Annotated in this window: 18 protein-coding genes and 2 pseudogenes; 10 read left to right on the forward strand and 10 right to left on the reverse strand. The window is 68.3% G+C overall.

Annotated elements, in window-relative coordinates; translation table 11 throughout:
• Positions 1–17 precede the first annotated feature (17 nt).
• Positions 18–398 (reverse strand): RidA family protein, encoded by a 381-nt coding sequence (locus ITP53_RS00740; RefSeq protein WP_195893279.1) that lies wholly within the window; start codon positions 396–398, stop codon positions 18–20.
• 633 nt (positions 399–1,031) lie between these two features.
• On the opposite strand from ITP53_RS00740, the gene ITP53_RS00745 reads away from it, so the two are divergent.
• A complete protein-coding gene (locus ITP53_RS00745) occupies positions 1,032–1,664 on the forward strand; it encodes a pyridoxamine 5'-phosphate oxidase family protein (RefSeq protein WP_195893280.1) in 633 nt (210 codons plus the stop codon).
• Between the two features lie 448 nt (positions 1,665–2,112).
• On the opposite strand, the gene rhaI is transcribed toward ITP53_RS00745, so the two are convergent.
• From rhaI to ITP53_RS58910, 5 genes are read right to left on the reverse strand one after another with little or no spacing between them, the layout of a single operon-like run.
• Complete coding sequence (gene rhaI / locus ITP53_RS00750) at positions 2,113–3,267, reverse strand: L-rhamnose isomerase (protein WP_195893281.1); 1,155 nt, start codon at positions 3,265–3,267, stop codon at positions 2,113–2,115.
• Entirely contained in the window at positions 3,264–4,466 is a 1,203-nt protein-coding gene (locus tag ITP53_RS00755) for a glycoside hydrolase family 99-like domain-containing protein (RefSeq protein ID WP_195893282.1), read from the reverse strand. The genes rhaI and ITP53_RS00755 overlap by 4 nt, the downstream gene beginning before the upstream one ends.
• Entirely contained in the window at positions 4,463–5,245 is a 783-nt protein-coding gene (locus ITP53_RS00760; protein ID WP_195893283.1) for an ATP-binding cassette domain-containing protein, read from the reverse strand. The genes ITP53_RS00755 and ITP53_RS00760 overlap by 4 nt, the downstream gene beginning before the upstream one ends.
• Positions 5,242–6,330: an ABC transporter permease gene (locus ITP53_RS00765; RefSeq protein WP_195893284.1), complete on the reverse strand. Its 1,089-nt coding sequence runs from the start codon at positions 6,328–6,330 to the stop codon at positions 5,242–5,244. Before ITP53_RS00765 ends, ITP53_RS00760 begins: the two co-directional genes overlap by 4 nt.
• Positions 6,327–7,427 carry a sugar ABC transporter substrate-binding protein gene (locus tag ITP53_RS58910; RefSeq protein ID WP_195893285.1) on the reverse strand — a complete coding sequence of 367 codons (1,101 nt, stop codon included), beginning with the start codon at positions 7,425–7,427 and terminating at the stop codon, positions 6,327–6,329. The genes ITP53_RS00765 and ITP53_RS58910 overlap by 4 nt, the downstream gene beginning before the upstream one ends.
• A 154-nt stretch (positions 7,428–7,581) precedes the next feature.
• On the opposite strand from ITP53_RS58910, the gene ITP53_RS00775 reads away from it, so the two are divergent.
• Positions 7,582–8,628, forward strand: a complete 1,047-nt coding sequence (locus ITP53_RS00775; protein ID WP_195893304.1) for a LacI family DNA-binding transcriptional regulator — start codon at positions 7,582–7,584, stop codon at positions 8,626–8,628.
• Between the two features lie 7 nt (positions 8,629–8,635).
• Here the strand turns inward: ITP53_RS00775 and ITP53_RS00780 are convergent, their stop codons facing one another.
• The gene (locus ITP53_RS00780) at positions 8,636–8,791 is read right to left on the reverse strand and encodes a hypothetical protein (RefSeq protein WP_195893286.1); all 156 of its coding nucleotides are present in this window, start codon (positions 8,789–8,791) and stop codon (positions 8,636–8,638) included.
• Positions 8,792–9,054: 263 nt separating this feature from the next.
• Here ITP53_RS00780 and ITP53_RS00785 point away from each other — a divergent pair, with 263 nt between their 5' ends.
• A complete protein-coding gene (locus ITP53_RS00785) occupies positions 9,055–10,788 on the forward strand; it encodes an apiosidase-like domain-containing protein (RefSeq protein ID WP_195893287.1) in 1,734 nt (577 codons plus the stop codon).
• A 26-nt stretch (positions 10,789–10,814) separates the two neighbouring features.
• Positions 10,815–14,249: a glycoside hydrolase family 2 protein gene (locus ITP53_RS00790; RefSeq protein ID WP_195893288.1), complete on the forward strand. Its 3,435-nt coding sequence runs from the start codon at positions 10,815–10,817 to the stop codon at positions 14,247–14,249.
• Between the two features lie 298 nt (positions 14,250–14,547).
• On the opposite strand, the gene ITP53_RS00795 is transcribed toward ITP53_RS00790, so the two are convergent.
• On the reverse strand, positions 14,548–15,327 hold the full coding sequence (locus tag ITP53_RS00795; RefSeq protein WP_195893289.1) for a phytanoyl-CoA dioxygenase family protein: 780 nt from the start codon (positions 15,325–15,327) through the stop codon (positions 14,548–14,550).
• A gap of 92 nt (positions 15,328–15,419) precedes the next feature.
• On the opposite strand from ITP53_RS00795, the gene ITP53_RS00800 reads away from it, so the two are divergent.
• Positions 15,420–16,382: an AraC family transcriptional regulator gene (locus ITP53_RS00800; protein ID WP_195893290.1), complete on the forward strand. Its 963-nt coding sequence runs from the start codon at positions 15,420–15,422 to the stop codon at positions 16,380–16,382.
• Between the two features lie 163 nt (positions 16,383–16,545).
• Here ITP53_RS00800 and ITP53_RS00805 read toward each other — a convergent pair whose 3' ends face one another.
• Positions 16,546–17,055, reverse strand: a complete 510-nt coding sequence (locus ITP53_RS00805) for a hypothetical protein (protein ID WP_195893291.1) — start codon at positions 17,053–17,055, stop codon at positions 16,546–16,548.
• Here ITP53_RS00805 and ITP53_RS61675 point away from each other — a divergent pair.
• Positions 17,030–17,755: pseudogene (locus ITP53_RS61675) on the forward strand (ISAzo13 family transposase); the annotation flags it as partial. The gene ITP53_RS00805 and the pseudogene ITP53_RS61675 overlap by 26 nt on opposite strands.
• A 684-nt stretch (positions 17,756–18,439) precedes the next feature.
• Here ITP53_RS61675 and ITP53_RS61680 read toward each other — a convergent pair.
• Positions 18,440–19,324: pseudogene (locus ITP53_RS61680) on the reverse strand (ATP-binding protein); the annotation flags it as partial.
• A gap of 69 nt (positions 19,325–19,393) precedes the next feature.
• On the opposite strand from ITP53_RS61680, the gene ITP53_RS00815 reads away from it, so the two are divergent.
• The 4 genes from ITP53_RS00815 to ITP53_RS00830 all read left to right on the forward strand — a co-directional run bounded on the left by ITP53_RS00815 (position 19,394) and on the right by ITP53_RS00830 (position 21,822).
• Positions 19,394–19,864 carry a nuclear transport factor 2 family protein gene (locus tag ITP53_RS00815; protein ID WP_195893293.1) on the forward strand — a complete coding sequence of 157 codons (471 nt, stop codon included), beginning with the start codon at positions 19,394–19,396 and terminating at the stop codon, positions 19,862–19,864.
• A 51-nt stretch (positions 19,865–19,915) separates the two neighbouring features.
• Complete coding sequence (locus ITP53_RS00820) at positions 19,916–20,602, forward strand: hemerythrin domain-containing protein (protein WP_207755370.1); 687 nt, start codon at positions 19,916–19,918, stop codon at positions 20,600–20,602.
• On the forward strand, positions 20,599–21,228 hold the full coding sequence (locus ITP53_RS00825) for a TetR/AcrR family transcriptional regulator (protein WP_195893294.1): 630 nt from the start codon (positions 20,599–20,601) through the stop codon (positions 21,226–21,228). Before ITP53_RS00820 ends, ITP53_RS00825 begins: the two co-directional genes overlap by 4 nt.
• Positions 21,229–21,324: 96 nt before the next feature.
• Positions 21,325–21,822, forward strand: a complete 498-nt coding sequence (locus ITP53_RS00830) for an SRPBCC family protein (protein WP_195893295.1) — start codon at positions 21,325–21,327, stop codon at positions 21,820–21,822.
• Positions 21,823–22,103 lie beyond the last annotated feature (281 nt).

A 22,103-nucleotide genomic window follows, 5' to 3' on the forward strand; every position in this document is an offset into this window, starting at 1 on the left:
GACAACGCGGCCGTCAGCTACGACCGGCAGCTCACGCAGTCGATCTCCACCAGCATGTCCTCCAGCAGCTCGGACCCCACGGTCGTGCGCACGGGGTAGGGCCTGCTGAAGTACGACTCGTACACCTCGTTGTACGCGGCGAAGTCGCGCTTGAGGTGCTGCAGGTGGACCGTGGACTTGACCACGTCGTCGAAGCCGAGGCCGTGCGCGGCCAGGATGGCGCCGAGGTTGCGCATGACCCGGTGCGTCTGGGCGGCCGCGTCGTCGCCGACGACCTCGCCTGAGTGCGGGTCGAGTGGGCACACACCGGAGGTGTAGACGAAGTCACCGACGACGAGACCCTGTGAGTATGCGCCGAGCGGGGGAGCGCCTTCGGTGGTCTTCAGCTCGTTTTTCACTGTGTCTCCCCTAGAAATTGTTGTTTATCGTGCCAAACGACACGGTAGCCCGGGTTCACCAGGGGCAGCACACGCCACTTGTCGAACGCGGGTGCACGATCACGTCGAACCACTGGCTGCCCCCCGCTCAGGCGGCTCCATTACCTGGCAGGGGCACTGGCCACCGGCGGGGCTTCGTCACGCACCAACGGAGCTATTCTCCGCATACGGTGACACCTGCCGGTGTGGCCAGGCGGCACCAGAAAGTCTGGTCTCGTGCTGGCCGTCGGTCATGTCCGCGTCACCTCCCCGGCCGAGAAGTGTCGCCTGGGGCGGGCAGGCGCATCAGGCCACCGTCGAAGGCCAGATGGAAGATGGCGCCCAGGCGCACGGCTGCGAAGCCCGGGGTCGGTTGCGGCGAGCGTGGTGGGCACGTCGGGACGCATCGCCGCCTCCAGCAGGCAGACGGCGGGGCAGCCGCACCGAGACGGTGATCCGGGCCAACGCGGTGGCATGACCATGGCTCCCGCATCGCCGGCGAGACGGACCCGCCGCGAGGACGGGCAGCGTACCGGTCTCCCTGATCATGGGAGGTGGGGGTACGACATGCCCCGACCCTAGTACGTTTGGTTAGCCTCACCTAATATCAGCGTGATGGACACCTCTGAGATCCGTACGGTGGCGACCGAGGCCGAGCTCCGGGCGATCGTGCAGGAGCCGCCGCAGGCGAACTGGGACAAGGACATCGGCCGCATCGACGAGCACGCGCGCACGATCATCGCGCACCCGCCGTTCGTGCTGCTGGCCACCGCCAACTCCGACGGCACCTGCGACGTCTCGCCCCGGGGGGACCCGGCCGGGTCGGTGCTGGTCCTCGACGACCACCGGCTGGTGATCGCCGACCGCCCCGGCAACCACCGCGTCGACAGCCTCCGCAACGTGCTCCAGAACCCCCACGTCGGGCTGCTGTTCATCGTGCCGGGGATGAACGAGACCCTGCGCGTGAACGGGTGCGCGACGCTCGTCTCGGACGCGCCCTTCTTCGACGACCTGACGGTCCGGGGCAAGCGGCCGCGGCTGGCGGTGCTGGTGGACGTCGAGGAGCTGTTCATGCACTGCGCGAAGGCGTTCCTGCGGTCGTCGCTGTGGAAGCCTGAGACGTGGCCGGACCGCAAGAGCCTGCCCTCGCTCGGGCGCATCGCCAAGGACCAGATGGGCATCAAGGGCGTCCCCGCGAAGGCGATCGACGCGAGCCTCGCCCTGGAGGCCCGGGTGAACCAGTACTGAAGCCCGTTCTCAGTGATCATTGAGCGCGTAGCCGTACCAGTGGTCCTTGAGATGGTTGTAGCGGACGCCGTCCTCGTCGGTGGTCAGCTCGCCCGTGGGTATCCAGATGAACCCCATGCCCCCGTCGAGGAACCAGTCCCGGACCTCGAACGTCGCGCCGCCGGGGTATTCGTCGTCGAAAGGATGAGCCGTCGCACGCGTAATAGAGTTCTGCCCATCGGCAGGGCTCCTTACGGCCGGGGCTGTCGTTCACGGCTGCGACGTAGGCCGCGAGGCCGGGTTCGGAGATCGTGAAGCGGATCCAGAGCGGCGCGTCGGTGATGAGGGACGCCGCCCGAGATGAAGAACGGCAGGATCCAGCGGTACGCCGGCACCGCGCCGTAGTCCTTCGTGTGCAGGCGGATGAACTCGTCCGCCTCGTCGGGCACCCGTGGTAGGGAAACGACGTTCACGCGCCCCATCCGGCCTGCGTGCCGCCGATCCGCTCGGCGACGATCCGCTCCGCGTGGCCGGACGCGGCGTAGGCGGCCATCGGGTCGGGGGCCAGCCCCTGTTCGGCACGCAGGTCGGCGAGCAGGGGCCGGACGTCGGTGTTGTAGGCGTCCATCACGACCGCGTTCGCGCCGAGGACGTCTCCCGCGAGCTGGGCCGCGGTCAGCGTCTCGACGTCGACGAGCAGTGCCTTGGCCGTCGCCTCCTGTACGTTCATGACCGAGCGGATCTGGCCTGGGATCTTCGGCTCGATGTTGTGGCACTGGTCGAGCATGAACGCGATGCCGGCGTCGGGCTCGAACCCGCCGCCGAGCCGCACCTCGAGCAGGATGCGGAACAACTGGAATGGGTCGGCGGCGCCCACCATCAGGTCGTCGTCGGCGTAGAAGCGCGAGTTGAAGTCGAACGCGCCCAGCTTCCGCTCGCGAAGCAGGAACGAGACGATGAACTCGATGTTGGTGCCGGGCGCGTGGTGGCCGGTGTCCACACACACCTTGGCCCGCTCGCCGAGGCGCAGACAGTGCGCGTAGGCCGTGCCCCAGTCCGGCACGTCCGTCGCGTAGAACGCCGGCTCGAACAGCTTGTACTCCAGGATCAGCCGCTGGTGTCCGCCCAGCCGCTCGTACACCGCGTGCAGCGCCTCGGCCAGCCGGTCCTGCCGGGCCCGGATCGAGTCCTGGCCGGGGTAGTTCGTGCCGTCGGCGAACCACAGCTTGAGGTCGCGCGAGCCAGTGGCATCCATCACGTCGACGCACTCGAGCAAGTGGTCCAGCGCCTTGCGCCGCACCCGGGGATCGGGGTTACAGACGCTGCCCAGCCGGTAGTCGTCGTCCTGGAAGACGTTGGCGTTGATCGTGCCCAGCTCGATGCCGTCGTCCTTCGCCGCGGCGGCGAGATCGGTGTAGTCGGCCACCTTGTCCCACGGGATGTGCAGCGCGACGCTCGGTGCGACGCCGGTGCACCTGTGCACCTGCGCGGCGTCGGCAATCTTCTCGTACGGATCGCGCGGCACGCCCGCCTGGGCGAACACCTTGAACCGCGTCCCGGAGTTGCCGAAGGCCCAGGACGGAAGCTCGATGCGCTGCGTGCGCAGGACTTCGGACACGGTCATGACGCGGCCCCCTCGATCGCCGATCGAATGGCTTCCAGATAGGCAAGCCCGTGCTGGTCGTCCGGTTCGAGATAGCTGCCCTCGGTCCACTCGTTCCACGCGTTGACGAGGACCGCCGGGTGCTGCGCGTGGGTGCGGGCGTGCCGGACCGCGTCCCGGACGGCGGTGCCGAAGGCCTCCGGGGTGTTGCCGGTCAGGATGCTGGTGAACGGGTAACCGCACTCCTTGTCCATGGGCCAGTCGACGGTGCGCGGGCTGGGGTCCCAGCCCATCGTCACGTTCGGCAGGTAGCGGCCGTTCAGCGACGTGCTGAACTCGTCCCACACGGCACGGGCCCGGTCGAGCACGCGCCGGTAGTCGGCGGTCGGGAAGGTGTCGAACCCGGCATCGGGGTGGTGCCACCAGGTGTAGTGGGTGACCGTGTCGAAGCCTAGCCGGGCTGCCATGGCCGGCGTGTCGTCGATGTTGAACGTCGTCACACCGTTCAGGTGCAGGCGGGGGATGCCTGCCGCACCGGCCATCGCGCGGAACTCGGCGAGCATGTCGGCCGCGGCGTCGACCCCGCCCATCCCGCGCACGAACGAGGGCACGTCGTAGAGAGAGAAGTACGGTGCGCCGTCGAGGCGCCAGTAGGACGGGTGGTGCAGGTACCGGTCGATGACGTGGCGGAACGCGTTGCGTGCGTGGTAGCGGGTGTTCGGTGCGGGTAGCAGCGCCGGCGAGGTGGGGTCGCGTGCGGGGTAGATGTCGAGCCACTCATGGTTGGCCCACATCAGCGCGAACCGCAGTTCGTCGACGCGTTCCGCGTGCAACAGCCCGTCGTCGAGGGCCCGGTTGAGGAACGGGTGGTTGTCGTACCAGTACCAGTCGACGACGAAGCCGGTCAGGCCGTGGGTCAGCGCGGTGTCGACGATTCGGGTGGCGGCACCCGGGTCCGCCTCGTCGGCGTAGCCCCACGCGGGAACCTTCGGCTGGTAGTGCCCCGGGTACCGGGGCGTGGCCTTACGCAGGAGGCCCCACTCCGTCCACCCGGGTTCGAACATCAGGTCGTTGGTGGGATCGGTGTGCCACTGCGGGTAGTAGTAGGCCAGCACCTGCACGGTTCGATCCCCGGGCAGCGCGGGCCGTGGCGCGGACGCCGGGATCACCGCGCCCGCAAAGGAATGGGGGTCAGCGGCATCCTGGTTGGGCACGGTCATGCGTAGGCTCCTGAGTCGGGAAGGCCGCTCGTGGTGGCGTCGTCCTCGTTGCCGTAGACGATGAGCTTGACGATCTCGTCCACGGTGCTGTGTTGGCGTTCCCGGATCCCGGCGACCGTCCCGAGGTGCATGACGAGGATACGGTCGGCGGTACGCCAGACCTGCTGCAAGTTGTGGCTGATCAGGATGATCGCCTTGCCCGCGTCCCGCAGGTCCCGGACGAGTCGCAGGACCCGTTCGGACTCCTGCACACCCAGTGCCGCGGTGGGCTCGTCCATGATCACAATGTCGGGGCCGCCGACCAGGACCCGGCCGATGGCGACCGCCTGCCGCTGGCCACCAGAGAGCAGATAGACCGGGACACGCACCGACGGCAGCTTGATGGTCAGCGTGGCGAGCAGCTTCTCCGCCTCGCGGTAGATGCGGCGACGGTCGACGAAAGGTCCTTTGTGGAACTCGCGGCCGAGGAACAGGTTGGCGGCCACGTCCCGGGTGTCGACCAGGGCGAGGTCCTGGTACACGGTCGCGATGCCCGCGGCGGTGGCGTCGGCCGGTTTGCCGAAGGCGACCGGTCGCCCCCGCACCAGCACCTGCCCCTCGGTCGGGTCGTAGGCGCCCGAGAGGATCTTGATCAGTGTGCTCTTCCCGGCGCCGTTGTCACCCACCACCGCGAGGATCTCGCCGGGGCGGAGGTCGAAGCTGACGTCACGCAGGGCACGCACGTGGCCGAACAACTTGCCGATGCCAGCGGCGGCAAGGATCGGTTCGTCGTCGGTCATCGTGTCCTCCGTCGCTCCGAGATCGCACCCATGACGACGGCCAACACGAACACCGCGCCACGAGCCAGTTGCTGGTAGTAGGACTCGACCGACAGCAGGGTGAGTCCGTTGTTGAGCACGCCGATGACGAGGACACCCGCCAGCGTGCGTTCCAGACGTCCCGCGCCACCGCCGAGCCCGATCCCGCCGAGCAGGACGGCGGTGAGCACGTCGAACTCGGCCCCGACGGCGTAGTTCGGGCCGCCGCTGCTGGAGGTGCCGGCGGTCATGACGCCACCGAGCGCCGCCAGCGCCCCCGTCACGAGGAAGACCGTGGTGTAGAGCCGTTTGGTGCGGATGCCGGCCCGCAGGGCCGCGCTCGGGTTGCCGCCCACGCCGTAGACGTGCCACCCGGCACGGGTGAACGTCATGACGATCGTGCCGATCACGAAGACCGCCAGCAGCAGCCACACCGTGGTGGGGATGCCGAGCGGGCGGTCGTTGACGAAGTCGGTCAACGCCAGGTGTGTCAACGGTTTGTTCTGCCCGTCGGTGAAGATCAGGGCGAGACCGCGGATCACGATGCCCATCGCGAGCGTCGCGATGATCGAGTTGATGCCGACGCTGACGACCAGCGTGCTGTTGGCCAGACCGATCAGGAGACCGACGACGATGCCGGCCGCGACGGCGAGCCAGGTGGACCAGCCGTCCTCGATGAGGATGGCGACGACGACGCTCGTCAGCGCCACGTTGGCGCCCACGGTGAGATCGAGCTGGCCCGCGATGAGCGCGATGGTCATGCCGGCCGCGAGCACCCCGGTGACCGCGACCGCCGAGCCGATGTTGAGCAGGTTCCGCTCGGAGAGGAAGTACGGCGACGCCTGCGAGAAGTAGATGATCAGGCCGATCAGCGCGACGTAGATGCCGAGGTCGAGCACCCGGTCGACCACCGTGCGCCGGCCGGCCCGCTCGTCCGGGCCATGGGCCGACACGATGGCACTGCGGCGCAGCCAACCACGTGGGTCGAGCACACCGAGGCTGTGCGACGGAGCTTTCTGGGCCTGCTTCGTGTCCTGCACGGGGGCCCGCTCGGTGTCGGAGCTCACTTGCCGGTCTTGTCGTTCGGGTAGAACTGATCGACGTTGGCGGCGGTGAGGACCCGGTCGACCCGGTAGGTGTCGAACGGTTGGCCCATCGCCGTGGCGATCGCCGCCTCGATCCAGTTCCATCCTTCCGCGTACGGCTGGTAGTCGATGGACGCGACCAGGACCCCGGCGTTACTGGGGTCACGGAGCGCGATGCGCGCCGCCGAGTCACCGCCGTTGGACACCGCGAGGATGTCGTCCTTGCGCCCGGCGGCCTTGGCGGCGTTGATCGCGCCGATGACCGGCTCGTCGCCGTAGGACACGACCAGGACCACGTCCCTGGGGTGGGCGGTGAGGAAGTCGGTGAACGTGCTCGCCGCCGACGACGTCGGGTCTTGCCCCGGCGGGGTGAGCATCGTGGTGTTCTTCGCGGGGATGCCGAGCTTCGCCTGCGCCTCGGCGAAGGACGCCTTGACCCGGGTGTCGCAGGGCGTGCAGTTCGCCGAGGTGATTCCGGCGACCACGACGTTGCGGCCCTGCCACGCGCCGGCCATCTTCGCCTTCGCCTGGTCGGCCATCGTGTCGATGGCCAGCTTGCCGACCTGGTTGTCGTCGACCCCGAAATGGGGCACATCCTTGAAGGTGCCGTCGATCAAGACGATCTTGGTGCCGTCGCGCTGGGCCGCATGGTACGTCGCGTCGTTCATCTGGCCCGAGCCGATCACCTTGGGCTGCTTGACGGCGACCTGCTGGTAGGCGGTTAACTCCGTGTCGTACTTGAAGTTCATGTCCGCTTCGTCGAGATCCACGCCGTAGAACTTGGCCGCGTCCTTCATCCCCTGCGACCACGTCGCGAAGTACGGGTAGCTCAGGCTGGGGTTGATGAAGGCGAACCGGTAGCGCTCCGGAAGGGTCTTCGGCACGGCGAACAGCGGTCGTACCTTGTACACACCGGTCGCGGCGGCGACCTCGGCGGCGGAGTAGGTCCCGCCGCCCGAGCCGCCCCCGGCCGGGGAACCGCCGTCACTGTTCTCGCTGCTCGACGAGCATGCCGAGCTGGACGCGATGAGTGCCACGCCACACAGCACCACGATGGACTTGCGCCAGAGCGATCTCACGTTTCTGCCCCCTTCCAGGGCGATCCCGCTGGGCTCAAGGCGGGCGATATTGAAATGTTTCAGTACGGCGGTACGGTAGCCTTGGGTGACAAAGTGCGTCAAGGCTGGAGGTTCGGTGGCGGTGCGGAAAGGGAATAGCCCGGCCGATGGTGTGGTGCCAGGCCGTTCCGCCACGATCAAGGAAGTCGCGGAGGCGGCGGAAGTCAGCGTTGGCACGGTGAGCAATGTGTTGAACCGTCCCAATGTTGTCTCCGACGAGACGCGCCTGCGGGTGCTGGATGCGATCGACCGGCTGGGGTTCGTCCGGAACGCGGGCGCTTCCCTGCTGCGCGGTGGACGGGCGCGCACGATCGGGCTCATCACGCTGGACATCCGCAACCCGTTCTTCACCGAGCTCGCACGGGGGGTGGAGGACGCTGTGCGCGAGCTCGGCTACCTGCTCATCCTCTGCAATGCCGACGAGGACCGCGCGCAGGAGAAGCGGTATCTGGAGGTCCTGGAGGAGCAGCGCGTGAACGGCGTGTTGATCAGCCCGGTCAACGAACGGGACAACTCCCTGCAGTGGCTCCGAGATCGCGGTACGGCCGTGGTGCTGCTGGGGCGCGAGCGCCGCAACTTCTGCTCCGTTCGCGTCGACGACGTGAGCGGCGGCGAGCTGGCGGCCGACCACCTTCTCGACCTGGGTCATCGCCGGCTCGCGTTCGTCACGGCTCCGCTGGCGATCCCGCAGTACCACGAGCGCCTCACCGGCGTGCGCCGCGCACTCGCCAGGCGCGGGCTGTCCGACGACGCGTGTGACGTCGTCGAGGTCGGGTCGCTGGGTACCGCGGTCGAAGGACGCGCGGCGTCCGACATCCTGGTCGACAACCATCCTGAGGTGACCGGCGTCGTCTGCGGCAACGACCTGCTCGCGCTCGGCCTCATCGCCGGCCTGGTGCGGCGCGGCACCCGCGTGCCCGACGACATTTCCGTCGTCGGGTACGACGACATCGAGCTCGCCCAGCAGAGCCCGCTGCCGCTCACGACGATCCGGCAACCCAAGCAGGAGCTCGGCCGCATCGCCACCAACCTGCTCATCGACGAAGGGCAACGCGGCGCCGCCCACGCGCACCAACAGATCGTCTTCCAGCCGGACCTCGTCGTCCGCGACACGACGAGCCGGTTGCGCCCCGTCGCCCGGCGGCGCGCCGGGCGACGCTAGCGGCGGATCAGCCCTTGCGGATCAGCAGTGTCCAGTCGGAAGCGGGATCGGGTTGGGCGGGCGTGGCTGTCGGCTCAGCGTGCGCTGAGGCAACCGTGCTTGACGTGACGAACACCGCCAGTGTGACGACGATGCCCAGCACCCGGGGAGTGGTTCTGCTCATGGGCGCTCCGCGGATCGAGTTGGAATGTTTCAACGCCGCCAGCGGACCGTAACCCTGGGCCAACACTCACGTCAAGGGTGCCGGCCACGAACCCCCATGCAAGTCACCCCAGGTCTGCCTCTTGACGGCTCCGTTAACAGCCACATAACCTACGGCTCGTTTGAAACGTTCTAAGCATCATCGGCCTTCCCCTCCCCACGCGATCAACCACGTGGCCACGTGCCGCTGGAGGTCGCGGTAGAAACGGTTCAAGAGGTGAAGTTGTGTCGTTACGTCGGCGCCGCCTGGTAATCCCCGCGGCAATCACCCTCCTGGCCCTGCTGGCGGCAGGCCCCAACGCCCAAGCGAGCGGCGCGGATTCGGTGCACTCGGCCGGTCAAGGCCCGACGCTGCACGCCCAGACCTGGCGGGCCGTCGAGTTCACGCTGCACAGCACGGTCGACTACGCGGATCCGTACCGGGACGTCGATCTCGTCGCCACCTTCACCGGGCCGAACGGCCAGCGGCTGACCATGCCCGGCTTCTGGGACGGCGGCACCACCTGGCGCGTCCGGTTCGCCGCCCCCACGCCGGGCCGTTGGCAGTACACGACATCGAGCACCGACGCCGCGAACACCGGCCTCAATGGACACCACGGCACGATCCTGGCCGCCCGGTACACGGGAAACCTGGCCATCTACCGGCATGGCTTCCTGAAGACCAGTGCGAACAACCGTTACTTCACCTACGCGGACGGCACACCGTTCTTCTGGCTCGGGGACAACCAGCAGAGCAACCTGACCGGCCAGACCCGGCTCTACGAATCGAACGACCCGCGGTTCCCGTCCATGTTCAAAGGCATCGTCGACACCCGGGTCAAGCAGGGCTTCAACGTGATCTGGAACGAGACGTTCGCCAACAACGGGGGCAACGCGAACGAGGGCGGTCCGGACTGGATCGGCGGCACGTTCCATACCCTCAACCCAGAGTTCTGGGACAACATCGACGAGCGGATCGGCTACATCGCCGGCAAGGGTGTGGTCGACGCGATCGCGATGGGCGTGGGCAGCAGCCTGACCGACGCGAGCAAGGACCTTTTGCCGGAGTACCAACGCCTTGCGCGTTACATGGTGGCGCGCTACGCCGCCTACCCGATGGTCTGGTTGACCGCGCAGGAGTTCGACGCACCGGGCAACTGCGCCCAGTGCTGGGAGCAGGTCGCGCAGGTGTTCGCCGACACCGATCCCTACCGCCAGCCCACGACGCTGCACAACTACCCCATCTACGCGGGCGGTGGGGTGCAGCCCCGCGATGAGTCCTGGTACGGACTTGTGGCGCTGCAAGAAGGCCACAACCGGGTCGACGGCGTGTCGGACTACTGGCTGAAGCAGTACCAGCAAACGCCGGTCCGCCCGGTCGTGGAGGCCGAGGCCAACTACGAAGGCATCGACGTGTTCTGGGACAACCACGCGATCGTGCAGACGTGGCAGACACGGGAGAGCGCGTGGAAGGCCCGGGTCGGCGGCGTCGCCGGCAACGACTACGGCGCGGCCGGCGTCTGGTGGGCGTGCTACACCCCGGACGACCCGGACTGGAACTGCCAGAACTTCGGCAGCACGCCCTGGAACGAGGGGCTGTTCCTGCCGGGCGCGGCGCAGATGGGTTACCTGAAGGCGTTCTTCACCGCGCTGCCGTGGTCGAGGCTCGCCCCGGCGCCGACCGCCATCGCCTGGGCGGCCACCGCTCCCACCGACACGCAACTCGCGTTCGCGTCCGCCACTCCGGACCGTTCCCACACGGTCGTGTACTACCCGCACCGACTCGACGGGGGCGCGCCCTACCGCGGTTCCCTCACCGGACTGCCGCGTGGCCACTACGTCATGAAGTGGTTCAACCCCCGCAGCGGTCAGTACACCTCGGCCGGCTCGTTCACGGTCACGACCGCGCACGGCTCGGCGCAACTCCCGCCCGAACTCACCGCCGCGGACGACTGGACGTTGCTCGTCACCAGGCACTAGCACCCGCCACTCGCGAAGGAGTCGAAATGTCATTCGATGTCACCCGGCGCGATGTGCTGAAGGGAATGGGGGCGGCGGGGGTGGTGCTCGCCGTACCCGCTGGCGCCACGGCGTACGCGTCCGCCGAGACGTCAGCCACGCGGCAGACGCTGGACCTGGCGGGTATGTGGGAGTTCGGCACCGACGGCGCGACCTATCCGCATTCGGTCGCCGTGCCGAACTTCCTCGTGCCGGTCGGCTGGTGGATCTACACGCCGGACGACTTCCCCGAGGAGGTCAACCGGATCGCGAGCTACGGCTACGACGCCTCGACGCTGACCGAGGGCTGGTACCGCCGCGTGGTCACCATCCCGGCGGCGTGGGCGGGCCGGCGGGTCGAGCTGCGGTTCGACGGCATCGCGATGTACTCCGAGATCAGGGTCAACGGCACGCTGATGGAGTCGTCGTGGGGCATGTGGCGCACCCACCGGCTCCACGTCACCGGGCACGTGCAGGCGGGCCAGCCGCTCACGATCGACGTCTACGTGAAGATGGATCAGCGGGCCGACACCTACTCACACGGCGAGTTCGGCGGCCTGAGCCGCGCGGCGACGTCGAAGGCGATGGGCATCTGGGAGTCGGTCCGGCTCGTCGCGAGCGACCCGATCCTGGTCGACGACGTGTTCTTCAAGCCGCGCACCGACGGCGCGGACATCGACGTGACGGTCGCCAACCACTCGTCGACCGGCGCGACGCTGACCGTCCGGAACGTGGCGACCGCGGTCGACGGCGGCGCGACGCTGTTCGAGCGTGTCGACCAGGTCACGGTTGGCGCGGGTGCCACCGGGATGATCACCGCGTCGGCGTCCGGCGTGCAACCGCGGCTGTGGTCGCCGGACGACCCCAGGCTGTACCTGCTCACCACCACGGTGGAGCGCGACGGCACGGTCCTCGACGAGGTGACGACCCGGGTCGGGTTCCGGACGTTCGAAGTGCGGGGCAACACCTTCTACCTCAACGGAAACCCGTACTGGATGCGCGGTGCCGGCCACCTGCCGACGGTCATGGTCGGCCGGGAGAAGATCCCGCAGATGCGCCAGTGGCTCGAGTTGTTGCGCGATGACAACGTGCGGGTGACCCGCATGCACATGGGTCCAGCTCCCTCACCCTGGTTCGACCTGACCGACGAAATCGGGTTCGGCGTGGACATGGAGGGCATCCGCCAGTGGGCCTTCAGCGGCGAACCGGCACCGGCCCAGGTCTACGTCGACGCCTGGTACGAGGAGATGATCGACGTCATCCGGCGGGTGCGAAACCACCCGAGCGTCCTGCTGTGGACCACCGGCAACGAGATGGGGTGCTACGACCTGGCGAGCTGGACCGTCCTGTCGAACCTCAACAAGGCGATCCGCGCGGCCGACCCCACCCGGCCGCTGGTGGCCGACTCGTACTACATGCGCAACCCGACGACGTACGAGTCGACGCTGAAACCGGCCGGGATCGACGACGGCGACGTCGACGACGCCCACCTGTACTTCGGCTGGTACCAGCCGTCGGCGTTCGTCCTGACCTCCGGGCAGACCAACGGCGGCTCGCAGGCGGATCAGAACCGCCCGTTCATCAGCGCCGAGCTCGGCACCGGCTACCCCGACTTCCACACCGGCCGGCCGGAGGACACCTACCTGAACCTGGTGCACGCGGCCCAGCCCTGGGTCGGCGCACACGCCGCGGACGCCGACCCGGCGATCTTCCTCGACACCCACGCCATGCTCAACAAGGAACTCGCCGAGATGCTGCGCCGCACCCGGTTCGAAGGCCGCGGCACCGCGGGGTTCCTGCTGTTCTCCACCGCTACCTGGTTCAAGGACTTCTACAGCAATCCGACCATCGGGAAGTTCCCGGTGAACGACGCTGTCCTGCTGGCCTACCAGCCGGTGCTCGTGTCACTCGACTCCGCCGCTCGGCACTTCTACGCGGGCGAGCAGTTCCAGACCGCTGTGGTGCTGGTCAACGACCACACCCCCCACGGTGCCACGACACTGTCCTGGGAGATCGTCGACGCCGGTGGCCAGCACCTGGCCGGGGCCGGGTCCATCCCGTTGCCTGCCGTGGCGTACCACGCGAACGTGCGCGCCAACGTCACCATTGCGATCCCGGCGACGCTGGCCGCCGACCGGGTCGCGGCCGTCTTGCACTTGACCGTGACCGACGGCGCGACGACCATCTCGCGGAACCAGTACGACATCGTGCTCGCCACCCACGCCTACGCCGCCGCCGGGACCGCGGGCGGGGCGGACAGCGTGTGGCTGTACGACCCCACCGGCGCCACGCGGCAGTCCCTGGACACGGTGGGCCTGCAGTACACGGCCGTCGGCAGCCTCATCGGTCTCGCCCCGGGCAACCCGGACCTGCTGGTCATCGGCAAGGGAGCCGTCGACGACACGGTTCTCGCTGCGAACCTGCGCGACTACGCCGACGCGGGCGGGCGGGTGGTGATCCTCGAAGGCGGTGACCGAACCCGCGAGCTCTTCCCGGGAGAGATCGCGACCGTCAAGAGCGTCGACGGCGAGGTCGTGACCCCCGTGCACGACGACTCCGCGGTGTTCGCGGGCATGGACCCGATGGACATGCGCTGGTGGCGGCACAACGACGGCAGTAAGCCGTACGTCACGCACCGGGCGGCGCAGTTCGACCGGTTGAACGCGGTGAACATCGCCCGGCTCGGCATCTACACCGCACCAGGCCCGCCGCAGGCCACGCCGACGTTCGACGAGCGGTCCGGGTACCCGATCTTCCTCAAGAAGACGCGGCCAGACTCCACCGGCTACCTCGTCGTGTCGGAGCTGACCACCTCGACCTCGGCCACCGTCGACCCGCTCGCGGGGAAGTTGCTCGCCAACCTGCTCGCCGTGCCCGCCTCGGTGCCGCTCGACCCGCCACCGCCGAGCTGGGACGGCTTCACCGAGGGTTTCGAGAACGGCCTCGGCGCGTGGACCGTGCTCAAAGGCACCCTGGCGGTCTCGACCGCGAAAGCCCACACCGGTACGCAGAGCCTGGGCAAGTCCGGTGGGCCCGGCGTCGTCTACCGCCAAGGCACGGCCACGCACGGCACCGTCACGCTCTGGTTCTACGACGACGCCGCCTCGACCGACACCATGTTCGTGGCCCGCGTCGACGACGACCCCGACACCGGGCACTTCCGCGGCATCGGCGTCCGCACGGACATCAACGCGACCCACTACGTGCTGCGCGTCGACGGCACCTTCAGCGTCACCTCGGTCGTGCGGACGACTGGCTGGCACCAGTTCCGTTGGGACTACACGTCCGGTACCGGCGTCACCATGTCCATCGACGGCCAGCAGATCGGCACCGCGACCGGGCTCGCCATGTTCAGCACCATCGCCCTCGGTGACTGGTGGGGCATCCAGTCCGAGTCAGGCATCAACTTCGTCGACGACATCGCCGTCGTAATAGCGTCTTGACCACGGCGGACGGGACCCGCCGAGCTTCGGCTGGGTGGGTCCCGTCCGTGTGTTCAGACGCGCTCACCTACCTACCTCGCAAGTCCTCGGTCGCATCACCGGCGCGGTGGTCGCCAACCTGATGTTCGCTCTCGACCCAGTCCACACCGCCACTACCCACCGCGCGACAGCGGCGCACGGTGGGTAGTGGCCGTGGCCACTGCCGGGCTCCTGTTGGTGATCTTCTCCCTCGTCCGGTCCGGCCGTGTCGAGCCTGCCCCGCACGCGGTGGGTGCCTACATCGGCGCCGCCCACTGCCCTAGTGCCACGGGCGGGGGAAGGTGTCGCCATCGAGTCGGGCGCCGGGGACGAGGCCGAGTGGGTCGGTGACGACGTGCTCGGTGCCGCTGTAGGTCGTTGCCTCGTCCATGTAGACGATGACGTGTGCGAACCTGGCCAGGTCGGTGCGGTTGGGCAGGGCCATGTGGCCGGTGTAGCCGCTGTGGAAGGTGCAGTCGCCGGCCCGTAGTGGCACGGTGACGCGAGGGATCCACCGTAGCGACGGGTCCAGCGCGAAGAGGTCTTCCTCGTTTCGGAGGTCCTGCGGTCGCAGGCCGGTGCGGTGCTGGGTGCCGGGTAGAAAGGTCATGCAACCTCGCTCGGGCGGAACGTCGACCAACGCGATCCATGCCGACAACGGGAGTCGGCCACTGGCGTGTGGCCAGTACGGCCGGTCCTGGTGGAACTCCGTGGCGACGTTGTTGTGTGGCTCCTTGACCAGCATGTGGTCGTGCCAGAGTCGCAGCGGGAACCCGGCGAGTTGTTCGGCGACGCGGCCGAGTCGCGGGTCGAAGGTGAGCGCGCGGAGATTGTCGTCGTGTTGCCAGACGTTGACCAGTTGGCTGAAGGCGCCCTGCTTCTCCAGGCTCTCCGCGCGATGGACGGTCAGGAACGCCTCGGCGCTGGTCCGGAAGAGCTCGACCTGGTCCGGGTCGAGCACGCCACGCACTCGGACGAAACCGTGTTCACGGTACGCCGCAACGAGTTCGTCCCGCACTCGACCGTCGGCGCCGACATCGCTTGTTATGGTCGTGGTCATTCTCGCCTCCAGCACTTGGGTTGTACCCAGTGTCAGGGTGGTACGCCGTCGTGGGCTAGTCGGATCCCTGCCAGTAGTCGTACGATCCCGACATGACGCCGACACTGCACGAGCACGCGGTGTTCGCCAGAGGACCGATCTTGGGCGCTGTCCATGAACTGAGCACGGACGTCGAGTCGCACGCGCACGATTTCCTCGAGATCGCCGTGACCGGGGCCGGCCGTGGCAGGCACGTGACCAGCGGGGGCGAGCGTGAGTTGCGCTGCGGTGAGGTCGTCATCCTGCGGCCAGGGGCCTGGCACGGGTTTCGGGACTGTGTGGGCCTGACAGTCGCCAACTGCTGCCTGTCGGCCAAGGCGTTACGAGCGGAGTTGGCCGCGCTGCACGACATTCCAGCGCTGCGCCGGATTCTGTGGACCGATCCCATGGCGTCCGGCACACACGGAGTCGCAGTGACGACTGTCGGCCAGACCGCCGCGGAAGAGGCCACCGCGGAGATCGGCAGGCTCGAACGGGACCTCGCGGCCCCAGAGGCCCGGCCCGGCCGCGTGTTGGGCCGACTGGTCACCGTGCTGGGCATTCTCGCCGACGGCCGTGACCTCGAACCCGCGACCGCCGAGTCCGCGATCCACCCCGCCGTCGCGGCGACCGTCGCCCGGCTCGAGGAGGCACCCGCCCAGCAGTGGCGACTGGACGATCTCGCCCGGGCGGTCAATCTGGATCCCGCCTATCTCGGCCGGCTGTTCGCACAGGACATCGGGTTGACCACCATGAACTTTCTGGCCCGAGTGCGGGCCGAACGCGCCGCCACGTTGCTGGCGAACTCCACCCTGTCGGCCGCCCAGGTCGGCGCCACCGTCGGCTGGGGCGATCCCACCTACTTCGCCCGCCGCTTCCGGACTCTGGTCGGGCTCACACCCAGCGAATACCGACGACGCAGCCAAGCCATCCCGACGCACTACCGTCCCGGCGGTGGCGCCGATGACGAGGACGACCTTCGGCCCAAGCGGGCCAACAGGTACGGTCCTGTGCCCCTCTCTGTAAGACTCTTGTGAGACATGGGACGAATGAGTCCTTTTAATGCGAAGCAGGGCGAGACAGGACGATCGATACAGTGACGATGACCCTCGCTGACCAGGCCGCCCTGAGCGGGCAGGGCTGCCGGGTTGGCCGACCAAGCTGGTACTGGCGCATGTGCCCGGGTTCGAGGCCTGACGTCTACGAGAGCGGGTCCATGTACGGGTGGTCTTTCACCCGGTCATAGATGCGACGCAACCACGGCTGCCGAACCGCCGCCAGCCGCTCTAGCGTGCTGAGGAACACCTGCCTATCGGGGCCGAAAGGACCGTTTGGCAGCAGCGGGGGTGGATCATCACGGCGAACGTCGGCCGGCATCGCGTACGCCGCCGGTTTGAGCCGCCGATCATCGTTGAAGGCCAGGTACGTCCACACGTCCGCGGCCAGTGGCACCGCCGCTCCTGCGTCGCACGGCCATACCTCACCGGTCTGTGGATGCCGTGGTACCAGGGCGATGTCCGTGATCGCGGAGGATAGGCCGGGTCCGGCCAGGACGAGGTGTCGTTTCGGTGGCCCCGGAGGGAGCAGACTGTCGATCGCTCGGCGAAATGCTTCGGCGACGGGCCCGTCAGGGACGGACACCCGCTTACCATCCGAGACCGCCAGCAGGTGCGCCAGTGTCACCGCGACTGCGGCCTCCCGGATGAGCATGCTGCCGATCGTGCCGCATGCCGAGCGCGGCGCCTGGAACTACACGATCAGCCTGGCCGACGGCCACCCGCACCTGCCCGTATGCGGCGACCGGGCGCGCACCCGGTCCGAAAGCCTGCACGCCTTGGCCGATCCCCGGCTGACCGGGATGAGCCGGAAGGAGCTGAACGAGCTGGCCGGGTCCCTGGCCTCGGGTCAGGCGGCCCTGGCCGAGCTGCGCAACTTCGAAATCCGCGGTGGCCCACGCCGACAGGCCAAGGCCGACCACGGACGACCTCTGCTCACCGCCGCCGACAAGGTCCTGATCGCCATCGTTTATCTCAGCCAGATCTGCTCTCAGCGCGTCCTGTCGGAGATGCTCGAGATCAGCCAGCCCCCGACCGGTCAGGCGGTCACCGAGATCGGCAAGCTATTGGCCGCCCGCAAACTCAAGATCGAACCCACCGTGCTGCGCTTCACCAGCTCCGGTGCGCTTCGTGACTTCCTGGACAGCAACACCGTCCCGACGCGACCGAACCGGCTGGCGCTTCTCGGAGAGCCGGCGCTGACCGGGATGAGCCGCCCGGAACTGGCGGAACTGATCGAGCGGCTGTCGCTGCGGCAGGCCGCCGAGGCCGAGCAGCGCAAGCATCGCCAGCGCGGCGGTGACCGGCAGGCCGGAGCCCGCGGAGGCATCTTCCAGGGAAAGATCACCGCCGCGAGCGCCGGGGGAAAGGGGCGCGGGGTGGTTCAGCACCTCGGCGATCCAGTCCAGCCCTTCGGTGAGGTATCCCCGGATCATCCACCACGGCCAGAGAGCGCGGACCATCTCACTTAGCCGGTCCAGTTCACTGCTGTCCAGCAGTCGGTGCCATGCCGTGTGCAGGTTGTCGTGCTCGGCCTCCAGCTGCTCGAATACCTCGGTCTGGGCTTTCGCCGGCGCCCAGACTCGGGTGCCGGCGGCTGCCGCCAGCCGTTGGTAGAAATCCGCGTGCTGGTCACGCATGAGGTCCTGTTCGCCGCTGCCGGTCAGCTGGTCCATGGCATATGCGCGAACGGTTTCCAGCATGCCGAAACGGGGATCGGCGCCGCCCCGCCGCGGTACGACAAGGCTGCTTTCGACCAGGTGACCGTGCCGTTCGAGGACGGTCCGCACCTCTTGTTCGCGGACCTCCGCTACAGCCTCCAGAGTCCAGCCACCGGAGAAGACCGCGAGCCCGCGCAACATCGCCTGTTCATCGAGGCCAAGCAAGCCGTAGCTCCATCCGATGGTCTGCTGGATCGTACGCTGTCGCTCGGGCAGATCCCTCGGACCGCTGCCAAGGATCCGCAGTCCTGGATCCAGCCGTGCCAGCAGGGCCCAGGGCGGAAGCACACGCGTACGGGCCGCCGCTAACTCGATCGCCAGCGGCATATGTTCGAGCCGAAGGCAGATCTGGCCGATGGCGGCGGTGTCGTCCTCGGCCGGTTCGACCGCGGCCTGGCGCATCCGTTCGATGAAGAGCTCGCTCGCCGCATCCGAGGTCAACGGGCCGACCGGAAACACCTGCTCGTCGCGGACCCGCAACGGCCCACGACTGGTGGCCAGCACCCTCAACCGCGGCGCGGACGAGAGCTGCTCGGCGATCAACACCGCCGCGTCGGGAAGATGTTCAAGATTATCGACCACCAGCAACATGTGGCGTCCGCGAAGGAAATCTCGCAAGATCCCAGCCAGCGGCTGAGCACCGAGCTCACGCAGACCGAGGTTTTCGGCGATGGTGGGCATCACCAAATTCGGGTCCTGCACCGACGCGAGCGGCACGAACACCAGGCCGTCGCGGAAACCAGTCAGCAGTTCGTGTGCGACCGCCAGCGCGAGCCGCGTCTTGCCGACTCCTCCCGGCCCCGTCAAGGTCAACAACCGGGCCGACGGTGACCGGAGCCGGCTGACAACATCGATGATCTCGGCCTCTCGGCCAACCATGCTGGACGGCATAGCCGGCAACCGCGGCGTCGCTCCGCGCGGACGCAGAGTGGCTTCCAACTCGGCCCGTTCGTCCCCGCCCAGTCCGAGTGCCGCAACAAGCGCCCCCACTGTGTGCGGATACGGGTGCTGGCGCGCACCACGCTCCAGCGAGCTCACCGCGTTGGCGCTGAGCCCGGCCCGCTCGGCAAGCTGTTCCTGCGTCAAGCCGCCGCGTACGCGCAGCTGGCGGAGCTTCGCACCGAACGACCCGTCGCCGCCTCGCACACTTGCCAGTGTGTGATCACTGTCCAGTCTGCCACCCGTCTCCTGCTCGATGCTCATCCCATCCTTAGCCACCACTACGACTGACGACAACCGGGCCGACCCGACGACCAGAAGGACGCCACCGCGATGAGCAATTCCGATATCGAAACAGTCCGGCGCATCTACGACGCCTTCGCGAGGCGCGACCTGGACGCCATCCGTGCCGCCATTGCCGCGGACGCGGTGATCGAGCAGTCATCCGTGCTGCCCTGGGGCGGCCGGCATATCGGCCCAGATGGGTTGGCGGCATTCCTGGGCACGCTGCTCAGCCATGTCGACCCAACGCTGGAGGTCGACCAGATCTTCGACGCAGGCGACGCCATCATCCAGGCTCGGCCACACACATGGTCGAGTTCTCGCGCACGGCAACCAATACCGGGCCACAGAGCTACACACCTGGCAGCTCAAGGACGGGGAAGTGACGTCCTTCCGAGTCTGGATCGACGTGCCGGCGATGCAGGCCGCCCTCGCCGGCACGACTGCCGGAAACGGAAACTGATCGCGTCACGCACGATCCAGTCCCGCATCGACAACAATTCCATCAGAACGGCCTTGTAATGAAAGCAGTGACGTTTTACCTTGCTTGTGGGCCGTCGACGGGAGGACGAGATGGGATCCATTGCGGCGCAGGCGGACACGCGGATGATGGGCATCGTGCACGGGGCGCTGCGCCGGGATCTGGACCGCACCCGTGCGGTACTGGCCGGGACGCCGTATCCGCAGGGCCGGCAGCGTCGCGCGCTGGGCGGGCACGTGGTGTGGATGATGGAGTTCCTGCACGCCCACCACAGCGGTGAGGATGAGGGTCTGTGGCCGCTGGTGCGCGCACGCAACCCGGCCGCCGGGCCGCTGCTCGATTCGCTGGACGCCGATCACCGCCGGATCGCCCCGGCGAGCGAGACGTTGACGGCCGCCGCCCGGCACTACGCGGCCACCACCACCGACCAGACACGCCTCGACCTCCTCGCCGCCCTGGAGGCGCTGGCGGACGTGCTCGTGCCGCACCTCGAACGCGAGGTCGAAGAGGCCATGCCGGTCGTGTCGGTGAGCATCACCGACGCCGAGTGGCGCGCCTGGGACCAGGCCTACAACGTCAAGCCGAAGTCGCTTTCCCGGCTCGGCATGGAGGGGCACTGGCTGCTGGACGGCATCGACCCCGAGAGTTACCAGCTCGTGGTGCATCAAGTCCCGCCGCTGCCCCGGTTCATTCTGCTGCGCGGCTTCGCCCGGACCTACCGGCGCCGGGCCGCCGCCCGCTGGCAACCGGAGATCCCGGCCACCGGCGCTCGGGTATGACGACGGACCAGCCGCGGGCGCGACGTGCGTACCGGTCGCCACGACGTGAGCAGCAGGCCGCGGAAACACGGGCGGCGGTGCTCGCCGCCGCCGACCGGCTGTTCGCGGAACGCGGCTGGGCGGGCACCGGGATGCGGGAGGTCGCCCGCGCGGCGGGGGTGTCGGTGGAGACGGTGTATGCCAGCTTTCACTCCAAAACCGGGCTGCTCATGGCGGCGATCGACGTCGCCGTGGTCGGCGACGACGAACCCGTGCCGCTCAACCAACGGCCCGAGTTCGCCGCGCTCACCTCCGGGACCCGGCCCGAGCGCATCGCGGCCGCCGCCCGGCTGGGCACCATCATTCATCAGCGCACCGCAGGGGTGTATCTCGCGCTCCGGGAGGCAGCGGCCTCCGACGCGGACCTGGCCCGGCACTTGCAGGTCACGCAGGATCGGCGGCGCATCACCATCGCGGAGATCATGTCCAGCATCGCCGGCCGGGCGGTGACCCCCCAGGAACGCGACGGGCTGACGGCGATCGCCTCCGTCGAGGTCTTCCACCTGCTCACCGAACTGTCCGGCTGGACGCCGCAGCAGTACGAAACATGGCTGGCAGAGGTCATCGACCGGCTCCTCGACCCCTGACGGGACCGGCACCGGTGTGCCCCACCCAGGAAGGAAACCTCCCATGCACCCTCCACCCAAGGCCGAGCCCATCCCCGGCCGCAGGACGTGGTAGCCGTGGCCCGCCCCTACCACGACTGCGTCCAGATCCACATCCGCGCCGAACCGCGCACCGTCTGGAATCTGATCGCCGACGTCACCCGCATGGGCGAATGGAGCCCGGTGTGCCGACGCTGCGCATGGATAGCCCCGGCCACCGGCCCGGCGGTCGGGGCCCGGTTCGTCGGTCACAACCGCATGGCCGGCCTGCGCTGGTCACGCGAATGCGAGGTTGTGGTCTGCGAGCCCGGGACCGAGTTCGCCTTCCTCACCCATGTGCGCGGCCGCCCGTCGACGCTGTGGCGTTACCTGCTCGCTTCCGGCGACGCCGGAGGCACCCAGGTGATCGAGCAGTACACCGTATCGCCGACCTCCGCCTCCCCCCGATGGGCCGAGGCCCTCCAGAGCATCCCCGCAGCGCGCAGGCGCACACGGGCCGCCACCCGCGCCGGCATGATCCAAACCCTCCAGCGGATCAAGACCACCGCCGAAGCGGCCTCACTCGTCCGGCCATGACACCACCGTCGTCATCACTCGAAACCAAGAAAGACAGCCCAGAAATCCCATCTCCGCGCAGGTGCGGGCCATGCGGGGACCTACGTCGTCACCTTCGGGCGCTGCCAGCAATAACAAGGGGAAATCAGAGCGCTTGGCTCACTGCGGCAGAGCGACTTCCTACGAAGAGCGCACGGCATTTCCGCAACGGGAAAAGGATGGTGTCGTAACAATGCGTCTTTCCATGAGCAGAGTTCTGGTGGTCGCCATCGCCGGGTTATGCCTGGTCGGGTGTGGATCAC

The organism is Nonomuraea cypriaca (genome assembly GCF_015645445.1).
Taxonomy (GTDB): Bacteria; Actinomycetota; Actinomycetes; order Streptosporangiales; family Streptosporangiaceae; genus Nonomuraea; species Nonomuraea cypriaca.